The sequence below is a fragment of the Streptomyces sp. Inha503 genome (genome assembly GCF_047215865.1).
Taxonomy (GTDB): Bacteria; Actinomycetota; Actinomycetes; order Streptomycetales; family Streptomycetaceae; genus Streptomyces; species Streptomyces lycopersici.
In genome coordinates this window covers 6,904,493-6,920,263 of record NZ_CP178360.1, presented here as the reverse complement: position 1 = coordinate 6,920,263, position 15,771 = coordinate 6,904,493, and the positions used below count along the sequence as shown (strand labels likewise).

16 protein-coding genes are annotated in these 15,771 nt (G+C 69.4%); 10 read left to right on the top strand and 6 right to left on the bottom strand.

Annotated features, from left to right (window positions below; translation table 11 throughout):
- Nucleotides 1-15: 15 nt before the first annotated feature.
- Nucleotides 16-792 (top strand): phosphate ABC transporter ATP-binding protein PstB, encoded by a 777-nt coding sequence (gene pstB, locus ACJX2R_RS29000; RefSeq protein WP_413102550.1) that lies wholly within the window; start codon nucleotides 16-18, stop codon nucleotides 790-792.
- A gap of 199 nt (nucleotides 793-991) precedes the next feature.
- On the opposite strand, the gene ACJX2R_RS28995 is transcribed toward pstB, so the two are convergent.
- Nucleotides 992-1,990 (bottom strand): inorganic phosphate transporter, encoded by a 999-nt coding sequence (locus tag ACJX2R_RS28995; protein WP_262704489.1) that lies wholly within the window; start codon nucleotides 1,988-1,990, stop codon nucleotides 992-994.
- A gap of 8 nt (nucleotides 1,991-1,998) precedes the next feature.
- Complete coding sequence (locus tag ACJX2R_RS28990) at nucleotides 1,999-2,619, bottom strand: DUF47 domain-containing protein (RefSeq protein WP_030837909.1); 621 nt, start codon at nucleotides 2,617-2,619, stop codon at nucleotides 1,999-2,001.
- Between the two features lie 192 nt (nucleotides 2,620-2,811).
- On the opposite strand from ACJX2R_RS28990, the gene ACJX2R_RS28985 reads away from it, so the two are divergent.
- On the top strand, nucleotides 2,812-3,216 hold the full coding sequence (locus ACJX2R_RS28985; protein ID WP_413102549.1) for a metal-sensitive transcriptional regulator: 405 nt from the start codon (nucleotides 2,812-2,814) through the stop codon (nucleotides 3,214-3,216).
- 264 nt (nucleotides 3,217-3,480) lie between these two features.
- Here ACJX2R_RS28985 and ACJX2R_RS28980 read toward each other — a convergent pair whose 3' ends face one another.
- The gene (locus tag ACJX2R_RS28980; protein WP_413106189.1) at nucleotides 3,481-3,738 is read right to left on the bottom strand and encodes a hypothetical protein; all 258 of its coding nucleotides are present in this window, start codon (nucleotides 3,736-3,738) and stop codon (nucleotides 3,481-3,483) included.
- Nucleotides 3,739-3,937: 199 nt separating this feature from the next.
- Nucleotides 3,938-4,855: a hypothetical protein gene (locus tag ACJX2R_RS28975; RefSeq protein WP_413102548.1), complete on the bottom strand. Its 918-nt coding sequence runs from the start codon at nucleotides 4,853-4,855 to the stop codon at nucleotides 3,938-3,940.
- A 95-nt stretch (nucleotides 4,856-4,950) separates the two neighbouring features.
- Here ACJX2R_RS28975 and ACJX2R_RS28970 point away from each other — a divergent pair, with 95 nt between their 5' ends.
- Nucleotides 4,951-5,154: a hypothetical protein gene (locus tag ACJX2R_RS28970; protein WP_262704492.1), complete on the top strand. Its 204-nt coding sequence runs from the start codon at nucleotides 4,951-4,953 to the stop codon at nucleotides 5,152-5,154.
- Between the two features lie 189 nt (nucleotides 5,155-5,343).
- On the top strand, nucleotides 5,344-6,954 hold the full coding sequence (locus ACJX2R_RS28965; protein ID WP_413102547.1) for an FAD-binding oxidoreductase: 1,611 nt from the start codon (nucleotides 5,344-5,346) through the stop codon (nucleotides 6,952-6,954).
- A 166-nt stretch (nucleotides 6,955-7,120) separates the two neighbouring features.
- Here the strand turns inward: ACJX2R_RS28965 and ACJX2R_RS28960 are convergent, their stop codons facing one another.
- Complete coding sequence (locus ACJX2R_RS28960; RefSeq protein WP_413102546.1) at nucleotides 7,121-7,834, bottom strand: phosphatase PAP2 family protein; 714 nt, start codon at nucleotides 7,832-7,834, stop codon at nucleotides 7,121-7,123.
- A gap of 236 nt (nucleotides 7,835-8,070) precedes the next feature.
- Complete coding sequence (locus tag ACJX2R_RS28955) at nucleotides 8,071-9,078, bottom strand: bifunctional lytic transglycosylase/C40 family peptidase (RefSeq protein WP_317259613.1); 1,008 nt, start codon at nucleotides 9,076-9,078, stop codon at nucleotides 8,071-8,073.
- Between the two features lie 224 nt (nucleotides 9,079-9,302).
- Between ACJX2R_RS28955 and ACJX2R_RS28950 the strand changes: the two genes are divergently transcribed.
- From ACJX2R_RS28950 to ACJX2R_RS28925, 6 genes are all read left to right on the top strand, one after another.
- Nucleotides 9,303-9,575, top strand: coding sequence for a DUF397 domain-containing protein (locus tag ACJX2R_RS28950; protein ID WP_262704496.1), 273 nt, complete (start codon nucleotides 9,303-9,305; stop codon nucleotides 9,573-9,575).
- 307 nt (nucleotides 9,576-9,882) lie between these two features.
- On the top strand, nucleotides 9,883-10,191 hold the full coding sequence (locus ACJX2R_RS28945) for a hypothetical protein (RefSeq protein ID WP_009716148.1): 309 nt from the start codon (nucleotides 9,883-9,885) through the stop codon (nucleotides 10,189-10,191).
- A 328-nt stretch (nucleotides 10,192-10,519) separates the two neighbouring features.
- Complete coding sequence (locus ACJX2R_RS28940) at nucleotides 10,520-11,407, top strand: hypothetical protein (protein ID WP_413102545.1); 888 nt, start codon at nucleotides 10,520-10,522, stop codon at nucleotides 11,405-11,407.
- Nucleotides 11,397-12,713, top strand: coding sequence for a hypothetical protein (locus ACJX2R_RS28935; RefSeq protein WP_413102544.1), 1,317 nt, complete (start codon nucleotides 11,397-11,399; stop codon nucleotides 12,711-12,713). The genes ACJX2R_RS28940 and ACJX2R_RS28935 overlap by 11 nt, the downstream gene beginning before the upstream one ends.
- 2 nt (nucleotides 12,714-12,715) lie before the next feature.
- Nucleotides 12,716-14,272, top strand: coding sequence for an SCO6880 family protein (locus ACJX2R_RS28930; protein WP_413105967.1), 1,557 nt, complete (start codon nucleotides 12,716-12,718; stop codon nucleotides 14,270-14,272).
- Between the two features lie 94 nt (nucleotides 14,273-14,366).
- Complete coding sequence (locus tag ACJX2R_RS28925) at nucleotides 14,367-15,770, top strand: ATP-binding protein (protein WP_037955082.1); 1,404 nt, start codon at nucleotides 14,367-14,369, stop codon at nucleotides 15,768-15,770.
- Nucleotide 15,771: the final 1 nt, after the last annotated feature.

Genomic DNA, 15,771 nt, shown 5'->3' with positions numbered 1-15,771 from the left:
AGAGAAGTGATTCACATGGCCAAGCGCATCGACGTCAGCGGGCTCACCGCCTACTACGGCAGCCACAAGGCCATCGAGGACATCTCGATGACCGTCGAGCCCCGCTCGGTGACCGCCTTCATCGGCCCGTCGGGCTGCGGCAAGTCCACCTTCCTGCGCACCCTCAACCGGATGCACGAGGTCACCCTCGGCGGACGTGTTGAGGGCAAGGTGATGCTCGACGACGAGAACCTCTACGGCTCGGGCGTGGACCCGGTCTCCGTGCGGCGCACGGTCGGCATGGTCTTCCAGCGCCCCAACCCGTTCCCCACGATGTCCATCTTCGAGAACGTGGCCGCCGGGCTGAAGCTCAACGGCTCGTACAAGAAGAGCGAGCTCGAGGGCGTCGTCGAGAAGTCCCTCAAGGGCGCCAACCTGTGGAACGAGGTCAAGGACCGGCTCAACAAGCCGGGCGCCGGGCTCTCCGGCGGTCAGCAGCAGCGGCTGTGCATCGCCCGCGCCATCGCGGTCGAGCCCGATGTGCTGCTGATGGACGAGCCCTGCTCGGCGCTCGACCCGATCTCCACGCTCGCCATCGAGGACCTGATCGGTGAGCTCAAGGAGCGCTTCACGATCGTCATCGTGACGCACAACATGCAGCAGGCAGCGCGCGTCTCGGACCGTACGGCCTTCTTCAACCTGGCCGGTGTCGGCCAGCCGGGCAAGCTCATCGAGATCGACGAGACCGAGCGGATCTTCTCCAACCCGTCGGTGCAGGCGACCGAGGACTACATCTCCGGCCGCTTCGGCTGACCCAGGCCCCTCGCACGACCGGCGAGGACAGAACGTCCTGCGGTGCTGCATGGCGGTGCCACCGCAAGACGAAGGGCCCGCCCCTGGCTCCCGGGGGCGGGCCCACCTTCGTGGGTCCAGTCTGTTGGGCGGCGGTCGGTCTGTGCGGTGGTCGGTCTGTGCGGCGGTCAGTCTCTGCGGCGGTCAGTCTCTGCGGCGGTCAGCCGAAGGCCAGGTTGACGATCCAGTAGCTGAGCGCGGCGACTCCGGCCGCCGCGGGCATGGTGATGAACCAGCCGAGGACGATGTTCTTCGCGACCCCCCAGCGGACCGCGCTCACCCGCTTGGTCGCCCCCACGCCCATGATCGCCGAGGTGATGACATGGGTGGTCGAGATGGGCGCCTGGAACATGAACGACGCCGTGTACATGACGCCTGCCGCGGTGGTCTCCGCCGCGAACCCCTGCGGCGGGTCCAGCTCGATGATCCGCCGTCCCAGCGTACGCATGATGCGCCAGCCGCCCGCGTAGGTGCCGAGCGACAGCATCGCGGCGCAGGAGATCTTCACCCACACCGGAATCGCGTCGCCTTCGTCCTCGACACCCCCGATGACCAGGGCCATCACCACGACACCCATCGTCTTCTGGGCGTCCTGGAGGCCGTGGCCGAGCGCCATGCCCGCCGCCGAGACGGTCTGCGCTATCCGGAAGCCGCGCTTGGCCTTGTGCGGGTTCGCGTTACGGAAGATCCAGAGGATGACCACCATCACGAAGTAGCCGAGCACCAGGCCGACGATGGGCGAGAGGACCATCGGGATGACGATCTTCTCCAGCACTCCGTCCCAGTGGACCGTGCTCGCCCCCGCGAGCGCCGCGCCGACCAGCCCGCCGAAGAGCGCGTGCGAGGAGGAGGACGGCAGACCGTAGTACCAGGTCACCATGTTCCAGGTGATCGCGCCGACCAGTCCGGCGAACAAGATCATCATGCCTTGGTCGCCGGTGGGGGTGGCGATCAGGCCCTCGCTGACGGTCTTGGCGACACCGCTGCCGAGGAAGGCACCCGCGAGGTTCATCACGGCGGCCATGGCGAGCGCCGCCCGTGGGGTCAGCGCCCGGGTGGAGACCGAGGTCGCGATGGCGTTGGCCGAGTCGTGGAAGCCGTTGGTATAGGTGAAGAACAGCGCGACCGCGATGGTCACGACAAGCGCGAAGGTGTCCATGCCCGGGCTCAGGACTCCTTGACGGCGATGGTCTCGACCGTGTTGGCCACATGCTCGAAGGCGTCCGCCGCCTCCTCCAGCACATCGACGATCTGCTTGAGCTTGAGCACCTCGATGGCGTCGTACTTACCGTTGAAGAGGTGGGCCAGGAGCTTGCGGTGGATCTGGTCCGCCTGGTTCTCCAGCCGGTTGACCTCGATCCAGTACTCCGTGAGGTTGGTCATGGTGCGCAGATTCGGCATCGCCTCGGCGGTCAGCTCGGCCGCCCGCGCCAGCACCTCGATCTGCTGCTCGACGCCCTTGGGCAGCTCTTCGACCTGGTAGAGGACGACCAGGTCGACGGCCTCCTCCATGAAGTCCATGATGTCGTCGAGGGACGAGGCGAGGGAGTAGATGTCCTCACGGTCGAACGGCGTGATGAAGGAGGAGTTCAGCTGGTGGAAGATCGCGTGCGTGGCATCATCCCCCGCGTGCTCCGCGGCCCTCATCCGCTCCGCGATCTCGGCACGAGCGGAGGAGTCCGCCCCGAGCAGTTCCATCAGGAGCTTGGAGCCGGTCACGATGTTGTCCGCGGACGCGGCGAACATGTCGTAAAAGCTCGTCTCCCTGGGGGTCAGACGAAAGCGCACTGGGGATCCTCGGAATGCAGCGGATGGGGACTCGACGATGCTAGGCGCATCTTCCGGCCACGGTAACCGGCGATCCCAGTGTCGCCCATGGGGCAGAGTGCTCAGCACGGGGGCCCGGTTCGACCGGAAAAGGCGATACCATATACCCACTGGGGGTATATGCGGACATAGTGCAATCAACGGGAGGAAGCCATGACGACCTCGGCGGCCGACGCCACCGTGCCCACCGACGGCGACGAGCGGGGCCAGGCATCCGGGCACACCTCCGCCCAGGACTCCGTACCCCACGGTGGGCATGGATACGCCAAACAAAAGGATCAGCACCTGAAGCGGCTGCGCCGGATCGAGGGCCAGATCAGGGGATTGCAGCGGATGGTCGAGGAAGACGTCTACTGCATCGACATACTCACCCAGGTCTCGGCGAGCACCAAGGCGCTCCAGTCCTTCGCCCTCCAGCTGCTCGAGGAGCATCTGCGCCACTGTGTCGCCAGCGCGGCCGTGGAGAGCGCCGCCCAGGGCGAGGCGGAGGGCACGGGAGAGGTCGACGCCAAGGTGGCCGAGGCCACGGCGGCCATCGCCCGGCTGCTGCGGACCTGAGCGCTGGTGCGGGCCTGAGCGCTGGTGCGGGCCTGAGCGCCGATACGGGCCTGAGCGCCGGTGCGGGCCGACGGCCGGTGCGCGGCGTTACGGGGCATTACGGACCGCTCCCGGGGAGCGCAGGTGGGAGCGGTCTCCGGGGCGGCGCCGGTACGGGGGCCCGTTCGCGGACGTGGACATGACCGTACGCTCGCCTCTCGCCGGACGGGGCCACTGGGCGCCCGCCGGCGAGACGGCGGCATCGACATTGTCCGAGGGCGTCCGCTACGGGGCGTCCGGGCTCCCGGCACCGGACTCCGGGGCGGCCTTCGCCTCCGCGGCGCTCTTCGCCCCCTCGGAGCGCTTCGCCTTCTCCGCGGGCTTCGCCTTCTCGGGGCGCTTCCCGTCCTCGGCGGCCTTCCCGTTTCCCTTGGCGCCCGTGGCTCCCTCGGCCGAATCTGATCGGTCGGCCTGCACCCGGAGCACCTCGTCGATACGGTCCGTACTGAGCCTGTCCTCGTCCGCGCTCGACGCAGCGATCATCAAGTCACCGTAGAGATCGATTTCGACGAGGGCCACGGGGTCCGGGCCCGACGAGCCGCGACGCGCAACCACGTGTTTCACCTCCTCCAGCGAGCACCTGCGAGCACTTTCGAGCAGCGGCTTCCCAGCGTAGGGATCGGTACACACTCCGCGCATGGCACGGATGGGCCATTTCGAAGGGCAAAGCAGGCCCCTCCGACTACTTCTGAGGCGATCCGACCTTTCCTGTGTAGATATCCGTGGGCTTGGGGAGCTGAACCTCGGCGGGGGCCCCGAAGTCGTACAGCTCCGTGGTGGAGGCCACCCCCAGTTCACCGCGCCGCCGCCCCGCGGCATCCGGGCTCCCCGCCGCCTCCTGTCCGTCGGCCCGGCTGGTCACCGTGAACCGGTGACGCACCTCGCGCAGCCGGCCGAGGCCGTCGAGATACGCGTCGAAGCGCACCGTGCTCTCGCCGAACCCCCTGGCCGCGGCCACCAGCGCCCCCCGCGCACCCTCCGACGCGGCCCGCGCCGCCCGGCCGATGTCGGTGGTGCCACGGTAGTGGCGCACCAAGTCTCCACCGAGTCCTTCCTCGCCGACCAGGCTGGCCTCCCGCACCCCGCGCAGCAGTTCGGCGGCGGTCAGTGGATCCGTGGCCCCGCCGGTGACCAGATTCCCATCGGGAATGTCCGTCGTATCCACCCGCACCCATTTGTCGCGGGGAATGCCCGCACCGCGATTGCGCATGAAAAGCGCCCCGGAGGTCAGGAGTTCGGTGATCGGCGCATGCTCCGCGGCCCCCATCGCATCCCTCGGCAGCAGCAGCCGCAGCCGTCCCAGCCGCTTCGCGAAGTCGTACGCGCCGGCACCCCGGATGGACACGCGGGTGCCGCCCGTCGCCGTCTCCATGGTCGTACGGACCCGTGAGCTGCCCGACTTGACCAGCACGTCCGCGGCCCGGTGCAGGGCCGTGACCGCGCTCTCGCGTGCGGTGCCGCCCGGTCGTTCATCGGCCGCCGTCTCGGTGGAGCAGCCGCTCACGGTCGCCAGCGACAGGGCCAGCAGGCCACCCGACACGGCTCCGGCGACCGCTCTCACCCGTCTCCGCACGCCGAGCCCGCGCTGCTGGAACACCATCGACCGCCGACCCCCTGGCCACGCTCGTCCCGCTTGGTACTTGTTCGTTTAACGATTCACACCGGCGGCTCGTCACGGCCAGGTAGCGTGGTCATGTGCTCGACTCAGGCGACATAGGCCCCGGCCAGAACCGCACCACCACCGTGGAGCGGGGCTCGTTCTCCATCGCCCGCTGCACCTGCGGCTGGTCCGGCCCGGCCCGTCGCGCCAGAGCCCTTGCCCGCGATGACGCGGCGGACCATGCGACGGCCCGTCACACCCCGCCCGGCACAAGCGATTCATCGGACTCATCCGATTAGTCCGGATCAGGCTCGTCTTGGTCCGGATCAGGCTCGTCCGATTGGCGCGGGTTGTCCGTCCCCCGACAACTCTTCGGCCACGAGCGGAACCACACCCCCCGGTCGACCCCTCTGACCAAAGGACCGGGCCCGCTTGGCGGCGGCCCGGTCGACGGTTGAGAGCAGCGTCGACAGGGAGGGGACACCGCCATGAACCGGCGGACACTGCTGGCAGTGGGCACGGGGCTGGCGGCCACCGCCACAGGGGTCACCGCGTGCGACGATGACGCGGGGAAGGCCGGCGGTGACACGAGCCCGATCGGCTCCTCCGCTACGTCGGACGCCCGTTCGGCCTCGGCGAGCGGCAGTCGCCGCGCCGTCGACGGCAAGCCCAAGTCCGCGGACTGGAGCGCGCTCGGCAAGGACCTCCAGGGCGGCCTGGTGCGCCCCGGAGACTCCGACTACACCTCCGCCAGCCGGCTCTACAACACCCGCTTCGACCATCTGCGCCCCGCCGCCGTCGCCTATATAGAGAACACCTCGGACATCTCCGCCTGTCTGGACTTCGCCCGGCGCCATGGCGCCCCCGTCGCGATCCGCAACGGCGGCCACTCCTACGCCGGCTGGTCGAGCGGCGACGGCCGTCTCGTCATCGACGTCTCCGCGCTCTCCTCGATCCGTACGACCTCCGGCGAGGCGCGGATCGGCGCCGGGGCCAAGCTCATCGACGTCTACACCACACTGGGCGCCCGTGGGGTCACCGTCCCCGGCGGCTCCTGCCCCAGCGTCGGCATATCCGGGCTGACCCTCGGCGGCGGCCACGGCGTGGTCTCCCGGGCGTACGGACTGACCGCCGACAGCCTTACGGGGGCCACCATCGTCACCGCGGACGGCAAGGCCCTGGAGGTCTCCAAGAGCCGCGAGGCCGAGCTGTTCTGGGCGCTGCGCGGCGCGGGCAACGGCAACTTCGGCGTCGTCACCGAACTGCGCTTCCGTACGCATGACGCGGCCGACGGCGTGACCTGTTATATGTCATGGCCATGGTCCAAGGCCGCGAAGGTGCTGAGCGCCTGGCAGAAGTGGGGCCCGGACCAGCCGGACGAGATCTGGTCGGCACTGCATCTGTCGGCCGCTCCCGGGCGCACCCCCACCGTCTCCATCAGCTGCTTCTCGCTCGGCACCTACGGCGCGCTACAGAACGCGGTGGACAAGCTCGCCGACGGCCCCGGCGGCCCCGGCCCCGCCTCGCAGGTCAGCCTGCGCCGGCGCGGCTACGTCGACGCCATGCGGATGTACGCGGGCTGCGGCGACACCTCCACCGCCAACTGCCATCTGCCCGGCGACAAGCCCGGCCACAGCACCTCCGGGGTGCTGAACCGCGAGACCTACGCGGCGCGCTCGGACTTCTTCGACCGCTCGCTGAGCCAGGCGGGCGTCCGGGCGATGCTGGACCAACTGGAGCGCTACGGGCGGCGCACCGGCGGCGGGGGCGCGGTCAGCGTCGCGCTCACCGCGCTCGGCGGAGCGGTCAACCGGGTCTCGTCCACGGCCACGTCCTTCGTTCACCGGCGCTCGCGGTTCCTCGCGCAGTACACCGCGTCCTGGGCGGCGGGCGGCTCGGGCACCGCGGGCAACGCCTGGCTGGACGGCGCCCATGGGGCGATGCGGCGGTACGCCTCCGGGGCGGCGTACCAGAACTACACGGACGCGTCGCTGAAGGACTGGCGCTCGGCCTACTACGGCTCGGCCGCAGACAAGCTGACGCGGGTGAAGAAGCGTTACGACCCGGACCGGCTCTTCGACTTCCCGCAGGCGCTGTGAGGTCTTCGGCCGGGGATGCGCGGGGCCTCGGAGGTTCAGCGGCGGCTGAGCCGCGGAGCGGCGGTCGAACCGCGGAGATGACAGAAGGCCCGGCAGCCGCCGGGCCTTCTGTCATCTCCGCGTTCGTGGCGTCGTATCCGCGTCCGTGACGTCCGTAAGGGTGCCGTCAGGCCGCCAGATCCTTGTTCCCGTGGTCGCCGCCCACCGGGCGGGACTCGGCGAGCTCCGCGCGTGCCTCGTCCGCGTCCTGGTCGGCGGCGGCGGGCTCGGCCCGTATCAAGCGGCCGACCCGCGAACCCGCGACGGCCGTGGTCAGCGGGGTCAGCAGCATCATCGCCAGCGGCGCGAGCAGCAGCGTGACCGCCGTCCCCAGGGCGAACCCGCCGATCACGTCGGTCGGGTAGTGGACACCCATATAGACGCGGCAGAACCCTTCCAGCAGCGCGAGCCCTATGGCGGCGACCCCATAGGCGCGATGGGCCATGAAGACGCCGACGGCGACCGCCATGGTCAGCGTCGCGTGATCGCTGACGAACGAGAAGTCGGTCTTGCCCGCCACCAGGACGTCGAGCCCCTGATGGTCCTTGAAGGGTCTGGGCCGCTCGACGAAGCCGCGGATGGGGATGTTGGCGACCAGCGCCAGCCCGGCGGCCAGCGGGGCCCACACCAGCCCGGCGACGGCGGACGGCGCCTCCTGCGGCCGTTTCCGGACGCTCCACCAGGCGGCCAGGGTCACCAGGGCGAGCCCGATGATGATCCCGTACTCGCCGACGAACTCCATGACGCGGTCGAACCAGTGCGGGGCGTCCTTCGCAAGCCCGTTGATGTCGTAGAGAAGGCTGACATCGGGGTTCGACCCGTCCAGTGCGAGTCCAGCCATATGCCGTGGCCCCTTATCTCTTGCCTGTCACTACGTGCAGCTGCCGACCCCCCGTAATGCCTTGCGAGCCGTGGCAACGCGACCGGCGCCGGAGAGTCCGCCGTCGATCCACGCTGATCCACGCCTCGATCCACCTCCAGGGAACGCCCTCTTCGTGCCAGGGGTTCCGTACTCCACCCAACGATCACCGGGACGTTATCGAAGGGTGACCGATCGTCGCAGCTCAGAGGGAATCCTTACGCGGGGTTCGCCCGCGGCAGCGCTTTCGCGCCATCCTGAGTCACCCGTGTAGCACCGATGTAGTCGGGCGAGTCGATCTTGTCAAAACGGATCACCGCACCGGTGTAGGGCGCGTTGATCATGTAGCCGCCGCCCACATAGATCCCCACATGGTGGATCGATCTCGGATCGTCGAGGTCATAGGCGAAGAAGACCAGATCCCCGGGGAGCAGTTCGCTCCGCTTGGGGTGCGGTCCGGCGTTCCACTGGTCGTTGGCGACGCGCGGCAGATCGATGCCGACCGTCTTGTACGCCGCCTTCGTCAGCCCCGAGCAGTCGAACCGCCCGCCCTCCTCCGGCGTGCCGTTCCCGCCCCAGAGATAGGGCTTGCCGAGCTGCTTCTGCGCGAAGTAGATCGCCCCGGCCGACTGCTGGGAGGGCTGGACCTTCTGGACCGGCGCCTCGAAGCTCTTGGCGAGGGTGGTGATGGTCTTCACATAGTTCTGGGTCTCGCGGTAAGGCGGCACCCCGCCGTACTTGATCACGGCATAGGCGCCCGCGTTGTACGAGGCCAGCATGTTGTGCGTCTGATTGCCCGGCACATCCTTGACGTACTTGGCGAGCGAGCAGTCATAGGCGGCCGCCGACGGGATCGCGTCCTGCGGGTCCCAGATGTCCTTGACGCCGTCCTTGTTGCCGTCGACCCCGTGCGAGGCCCAGGTGGCGGGGATGAACTGCGCTATCCCCTTGGCGTTGGCCGGGCTCTGCGCCTTCGCGTTCCAGCCGCTCTCCTGGTAGAGCTGCGCGGCGAGGAGCGCGGGGTTGATGGCCGGGCAGGAGTTCCCGTACCGCTGGATGAGCGGTTCGTACGTGGCGGGAACGGCGCCCTTGGCCAGCCCGACGGCCTTACCGCCGGCACCGCCGACGAGGTCCGCCGCGACCATATAGGTACCGACGACGAGCAGCGCGACGAAGGAAAAGGAGACTCCGAGACCGACACTGACACCCAGCCAGACCTTACGCACCCGGCCATCCTCCCCCATCCGCCCGCCATGCGAACGCGTTTCCGCTCGCACGGCGAAAATCAGCCGCTCCCCAGCCGAAACCATACGACCGCCGCCGGCGCGCGCCCCCTTATGCGCCGCCGACCCGCCCCGCGCGCCTCACCGCCCCGTCTCGGCCGCCTCTCGCGGGGCCGGGGAACGCGTAGAGTCCAGCCGTCCGAGCACCACGACCCTGGGGACCGCAGATGACACGGCTCGACTGGCAAGACCTCGACTGGCAGCGGGCCGCACCCGACGACCTCCCGGAGGGCGCCGCGTACCTCGAGGTGGCCGTGGGCCCCGACGACCAGATCCTGATGCGCGAGAGCAACGACCCGGAGACCGTCGTCGTCACGACCCGGGCCAAGTGGGACGCGTTCATCAAGGGCGTCAAGGCGGGCGAGTTCGACGACTTCGCGGACCTTGCTGAGGACGACTTCGCGGACCTTACGGAGACGGACGAGCCCGCGGAGAAGTGAGCGGGCGGGGACGCTGGGCGCGGGCGCGCTGACGACCTCCGACGACGTCCGTCGAGGGGCCCACCCGTCAGCCACTCACGGATCGTTGCCCGACGCTCACCCGCGTGATACACAGAGTGACCATACGACGCTCCGTTGACATGCCTCCCACAGCCGCCGGACGGGCGTGTCCCACAACACGCACGAGATCCGCCAAGAAATGCCGCCAAGTCGACATGCGGAAGCGGATTCATCAGCGAAGATAGAGGCTGACCCACGCCATGCCGGCGGAGGGACACAACAACCCACAAGGGGCGGTGAGTTCATCATGTTCCTAGCGGCCGAAAAGGGCGACATCAACACCATCATCGGCGGAATCGCCCCAGACTGGGGCCCGTTCGGCAGCCTGGGCAGCGAGGCCCGCGTCATGATCGAGGTCGTGATGGCGGTCGCACTGCTGCTGTGCTTCGGCATCGCCATCTGGGGCGCGGCCAAGCAGCGGATCGGCGCGACGGCCCTGCGGGACACCTTCAGCGCGGAGCAGGGCAAGGGGCTGATCGTCGCGGGCCTGACCGGTGTGTTCATCATCGGATCTCTGGGCACGCTCTTCACGATCGTGTACGGCATGGCCATCTAGCCGCGTCCCCCGCCCGCCCCCGAGCCGCCCCTCCGCGCGGGGCGCACACCCCTGGCCGCAAGCCTCCGCTCCCGATTCCCCCTACCGGCCCCACATCCCCGTACCCGAGGCTGCTCCCTGATGCCCGCTCCCGCTCACCACGCTGAGGTCGTGTCAGCTTGATGTCCACTCACACCAGCGCGCCCGAGCGTCAGTCCTCGCCGTTACCGTCGTATGCGGGTGACGGAAGAGGGACGATGGATGACGCGGTCGGCAGAATGGGCGGGATCGACGGGATCAGCAGGCTCGGCAGACTCGGCACGGGTGAAGGTGAAGGGGCGTACGCAGGATGAGTCTCGGCGGCGACGACGGATACGGCGGTGACTACGAGGGCCATGAGGTGCGCCGCGGACGCGGCGCGGCCCCCGAGGGTCACCTGACGCGCACCCGCCTGCCCGAGGGCGACGGCGACCCCTACGGCCCACCCCGCCGAGCCCCCGGCCGCGCCAAGCCCAGCCGCAACCTGATCACCGTGGTCGGCGTCATCGTCCTCCTCCTCGCGGCCATCGCCTTCGTCAACCGCGGCGACGGCAAGGACGGCGACTCCAGCGGCGGCGACGCCGGCGCGGGCGGCACCGAAGCCCAGCCCACCGCCCCCACCGGCGAGCGCCCGGTCGACGGCAAGAACGCCACGACCGACATCGCCTCGGGCTTCGCCAAATCGGAGCAGGGCGCCCAGAGCGCGGCGGCGAACTACGCGGTGGCTCTCGCATCCGCCGACATGACCAAGTCGGACCGCCGTCACCAGCTGGTTTCCCAGATCTTCACGAGCGACAGAGTGGACGGGCTACAGAAGAAGCTGGACCGGGCCTACTCCAAGAGCTTCCTGGAGAAGCTCGGCCTGGACGCGAACGGCAACGCGGGCGACGGCATGACCTATGTCTCGCGCGCCGCTCCCATCGGCACGAAGACGACCACTTCCACGGATACCGCCGCCACCGTCGAGGTTTGGTGCACCGGCGTGTTCGGCACGGCAGGAGAGGGATCGAAGAACCCGGTAGCCAACGACTGGTTCACCATGACCGTCAAGCTGCGATGGGTGAACAAGGACTGGAAGGTCGAGAGCTACTCCCAGAAGGACGGCCCTGCCCCGGTCAACAGCGACAACACCGCGTCGACGGCTGATGAGATCGCCAAGGCTGTGCAGCAGTACGGAGGGTTCACGTATGCCCGGTAAGCCGCGCAAGCGCATCGTCACGCTCGCTGGGGTGGTGGCGGCGGTCCAGACCTCTGCTGTGCTCCTCGCCACGCGGGCCGCCGCCGCGCCGTCGCCGAGCCCGTCCGACGACAGCGATTGCAATCTGCTCACAGGCTCGGCCAAGAAGTACTGCGAAAAGGGCGACAAGGGGGGCGGCCCCCCCGACCCCTCCAACCCCCTGGACCCCGCCGCCTCCCTCGCCCGCGGCTGCGCCGACGCCGCCTCCTGGCTCGTCGGCAAGCTCTCCAAGCTCGTCAAGGAGACGGCCAACGTCGACTTCACCAACGAGGCCTTCCTCCGCCAGTACGCCGTCGTCTTCGCCGCCTCCACCGTCCTCACCCTCATCCTCTGGCTCCTCGCCGTCGCCAAGCGCGCCATCCGCGGCGTCCCCCTCGGCGAGGCGCTCTCCGAGGCCATAGGTTTTCTCTGGCTGACGGTCCTGGCCTCCGCCTTCACCCCCCTCATCCTCTATACGGTCGTCACCGCGACCGACGCCGTCACCGACGCCATCGCCTCCGGCACCGGTGCGGACAACGACGCCTTCTTCGGCTCGTTCTCCCAAGCGCTCAAACGGGACGAGGACATCGGCGGCGGCCCGATCATGCTGATCGTCGTCTCGCTGGTGACGATCCTCGCCGCCGGCGTCCTCTGTCTCGAGCTCGTCATCCGCGCCGCCCTCCTCTACGTGGGCGCGCTGCTCGGCACCGCCGTCTACGCGGGCCTCGTCGACAAGAACATGTGGGGGCATGTGCGCCGCTGGGCGGGGATCATGATCGCCGTGATCCTCGTCAAGCCGGTGATCATCACCGTCCTGGCCCTCGCCGGCGCGCTCTCCACCAACGGCGACAAGCCCGACGCCTTCTCGGCCGTCGTCTCCGGTCTGTCCATCATCATCCTCGCCATCTTCGCCAGCGCGATGATCTACCGTTTCGTGCCCGGCTTCGGCGATGAGATCGTCAAGGCCCGCAGCGCCAGCTCCGACCCCGCGTCCCGCCAGGCCGCCGCCGTCATCACTTCCCCCGCCGCCCTGGTGAAGCAGGGCATCAACACCCACAGCGCCCGCGGCGGAGGCGAGGGCGGCGGGGGCGGCGGCGCCCCGGGGCAGGCCAAGCCCGCCAACCCCGTCTCCGGCGGTGTGGCGGCCCACTCCACCCGCACCAGCGGCGGAGGTGGCGGGGGAGCCTCCCCCGCGCCCGCCAGCCGCACCGGCCGCACCGGAGGCTCCGGCGGCGGCTCCGCCACGAACCGCGGCTCCGGCAACAACTCGGGAGGTGACCGCCGGTGACGATCGACGCCCAGTCGCACCACATCGCGCCCCGTCGCACATATCTGATCGGGCGCCCCCGCCCGAACGCGATCGTCGGCAAGAACCGCGAGACCGGCGAGATCGGGCTGATCATCGCGGGGGCGTTCATCGGGATGATGTGCGGGCTGCTGGTGCCGGTGCTGATGTTCCGCATCACCGCCCTGGTCGGCTTCCCCACCCTCGCCCTCGCCGCCGTGTACGTCCCGTACAACGGGCGGACGTTCTACCGCTGGTTCGAGATCAACCGCTCCTACAAGCGCAGCGTCCGTAAGGGCACCACCGCCTACCGCTCCGGCGCCGCCGAGGCCGGCACCCGCCTGGACGGCCGTGAGATCGAGGTCGGCCCGCCCCCCGGCATCGGCCGGATCAACTGGCTCGCCGCCCCCTTCGGCCCCGACGAGATCGCCGTGCTCCTGCACGCCGACCGCCGCACCGTCACCGCCGCCATCGAGATCGAGGGCCCCGGTGTCGGACTGCGCGACAGCGAGGACCAGGAGGCCCTCGTCGACCGGTTCGGCACCCTGCTCAAGCATGTGGCCAACGGCGACGGCTTCGTGACCCGCCTCCAGATGCTGGCCCGTACCCTCCCCGCCGACCCCGACGCGCATGCCAAGGACGTCGAGCGGCGCGGTGACGACCAGGCCCCCAACTGGCTCAAGGACTCCTACGACCAGTTGCAGTCCATGGTCTCCACCTCCTCCGAGCAGCACCGCGCCTATCTCGTCGCCTGTATGCACTACACCCGCGACCTGGCCGCCGAGGCCCAGGCCATCGCGCGCGCCGCCCGCCACAGCGGCGGCGGCCGGCGGCTCGACAAGGACGCGGGCCTCGCCGTGGTGATGGCCCGTGAGCTGACCGACATCTGCGCCCGGCTCGCCGAGGCCGACATCCGGGTGCGCCAGCCCTTGGGGCAGGGGCGGCTGGCCTCGCTCATCCACTCCATGTACGACCCGGACCACCCCATCGACCACATCCAGGCGATGACCAAGCGGAACGCCTGGCCCGCCGAGCTGGACGCCATGGAGCCCACCTACCTCCAGGCCAAGACCCGGGAGTCGAGCACCCGTGAGCCCTGGTGCCACTCCACGGCCTGGGTGAAGGAGTGGCCCATGACGCCCGTCGGGGTCAACTTCCTCGCCCCGCTGCTCGTCCACACGCCCGATGTCATCCGTACGGTCGCCGTCTGTATGGACCTCGAGCCCACCGAGGTCGCCATCGAGCGGATGCTCACCGAGAAGACCAACGACGAGGCCGAGGCCAGCCGCGCCGCGAAGATGAACCGCACCGTGGACCCGCGCGACATCGCCGCCCACGGCCGGCTCGACCAGCGCGGCGAGGACCTCGCCAGCGGTGCCGCGGGCGTCAACCTCGTCGGGTACATCACCGTGTCCTCCCGGTCGCCGGAGGCCCTCGCGCGCGACAAGCGGACCATCCGCGCCTCGGCGGGGAAGAGCTACCTCAAGCTGGAGTGGTGTGACCGCGAGCACCACCGGGCCTTTGTGAACACGCTGCCGTTCGCGACCGGCATCCGCCGATAGAGCAGACAGAGCAGACCGATCCGATACAGCCCATAGAGCTGATAGACACGACTGGGACGACAGGGACGATAGGGGCTCCGCCGTGGCCGATCCGATGAGCGCCATCACCGATGCGTTCACCAGCTTTCTCTTCGGAAAGGTGGAGACGACTCGGCTGCCCGTACGCACCTCCACCGGCCAGGCCCAGGCGGTCTATCTCCCCACCGCGGCCCCCGGCCTCGGCGACTCCGGTGTGGTCATCGGCCGTGAGGTCTACTCCGGCAAGGGCTATATCTACGACCCCTTCCAGCTCTACGGCCAGCAGCTGCCGGCCCCCCACTGGCTGGTGCTCGGTGAGTCCGGTAACGGCAAGTCGGCCCTGGAGAAGACCTACGTCCTGCGCCAGCTGCGGTTCCGCGACCGCCAGGTGGTGGTGCTGGACGCCCAGGGCGAGGACGGCGTCGGCGAATGGAATCTCATCGCCCAGGAGCTGGGGATAACGCCCATCCGGCTCGACCCCATGGCGGCCCTGGACGGCGGTATCCGGCTGAACCCCCTGGACCCGGCGATCACCACGACCGGTCAGCTCGCCCTGCTCCGCACGATCATCGAGGTCGCGATGGGGCACGGGCTCGACGAGCGCTCCGGGTTCGCCCTGAAGGTCGCGCACGCCTATGTCAACGAGACCGTCGTCGACCGCCAGCCGGTGCTGACCGACATCGTGGAGCAGCTGCGCCACCCGGAGGAGGAGTCGGCGGCGGCGATGAACGTCGATATAGACGACGTACGGGCCTGGGGCCTCGATGTCGCCCTGGTGCTGGACCGACTGGTCGACGGTGATCTGCGCGGCATGTTCGACGGCCCCACCACGGCCGGAATCGATCTGGACTCACCCCTGATCGTCTTCGACCTGTCCCATATCGATCGCAACTCGATCGCGATGCCAATCCTGATGGCCATCGTGGGCGTCTGGCTGGAGCACACCTGGATCCGTCCCGACCGTAAGAAGCGCATCTTCCTGGTCGAGGAGGCGTGGCACATCATCAACTCGCCCTTCGTCGCCCAGCTCTTCCAACGGCTGCTGAAGTTCGGGCGACGGCTCGGCCTTTCGTTCGTCGCCGTCGTCCACCACCTCTCCGACGTGGTGGACGGCGCGGCGGCGCGGGAAGCCGCGGCCATCCTCAAGATGGCCTCCACCCGGACGATCTACGCCCAGAAGGCGGACGAGGCACGGGCCACCGGCCGCGTCCTGGGCCTGCCCCGCTGGGCCGTCGAGATCATCCCCACGCTGTCGCCCGGTATCGCGGTCTGGGACGTCAACGGCAACGTACAGGTCGTCAAACACCTGATCACCGAGGCCGAGCGGCCCCTCGTCTACACCGACCGGGCGATGACGGAGGACGCGCTGGCCGTACAGATGGCGGTCGAGGCGGAGGCCGAGGAGCGCGCCGCCGCGGCGGTCGAGGCGGCGGAGGCGGACACCTACGGCGGGCCGTCGTACGGATCCACGGTGGCGTGAG

What these genes read in the sequence shown, in the direction of transcription:
- ACJX2R_RS28945 (WP_009716148.1), top strand. Translation starts at nt 9,883, where the DNA reads ATGTTCCTAGCGGCCGAAAAGGGCGACATCAACACCATCATCGGCGGA.
- ACJX2R_RS28980 (WP_413106189.1), bottom strand. Translation starts at nt 3,738, where the DNA reads ATGATCGCTGCGTCGAGCGCGGACGAGGACAGGCTCAGTACGGACCGT.
- ACJX2R_RS28965 (WP_413102547.1), top strand. Translation starts at nt 5,344, where the DNA reads ATGAACCGGCGGACACTGCTGGCAGTGGGCACGGGGCTGGCGGCCACC.
- ACJX2R_RS28925 (WP_037955082.1), top strand. Translation starts at nt 14,367, where the DNA reads ATGAGCGCCATCACCGATGCGTTCACCAGCTTTCTCTTCGGAAAGGTG.
- ACJX2R_RS28995 (WP_262704489.1), bottom strand. Translation starts at nt 1,990, where the DNA reads ATGGACACCTTCGCGCTTGTCGTGACCATCGCGGTCGCGCTGTTCTTC.
- ACJX2R_RS28950 (WP_262704496.1), top strand. Translation starts at nt 9,303, where the DNA reads ATGACACGGCTCGACTGGCAAGACCTCGACTGGCAGCGGGCCGCACCC.
- ACJX2R_RS28975 (WP_413102548.1), bottom strand. Translation starts at nt 4,855, where the DNA reads ATGGTGTTCCAGCAGCGCGGGCTCGGCGTGCGGAGACGGGTGAGAGCG.
- ACJX2R_RS28940 (WP_413102545.1), top strand. Translation starts at nt 10,520, where the DNA reads ATGAGTCTCGGCGGCGACGACGGATACGGCGGTGACTACGAGGGCCAT.
- pstB (WP_413102550.1), top strand. Translation starts at nt 16, where the DNA reads ATGGCCAAGCGCATCGACGTCAGCGGGCTCACCGCCTACTACGGCAGC.
- ACJX2R_RS28935 (WP_413102544.1), top strand. Translation starts at nt 11,397, where the DNA reads ATGCCCGGTAAGCCGCGCAAGCGCATCGTCACGCTCGCTGGGGTGGTG.
- ACJX2R_RS28985 (WP_413102549.1), top strand. Translation starts at nt 2,812, where the DNA reads ATGACGACCTCGGCGGCCGACGCCACCGTGCCCACCGACGGCGACGAG.
- ACJX2R_RS28960 (WP_413102546.1), bottom strand. Translation starts at nt 7,834, where the DNA reads ATGGCTGGACTCGCACTGGACGGGTCGAACCCCGATGTCAGCCTTCTC.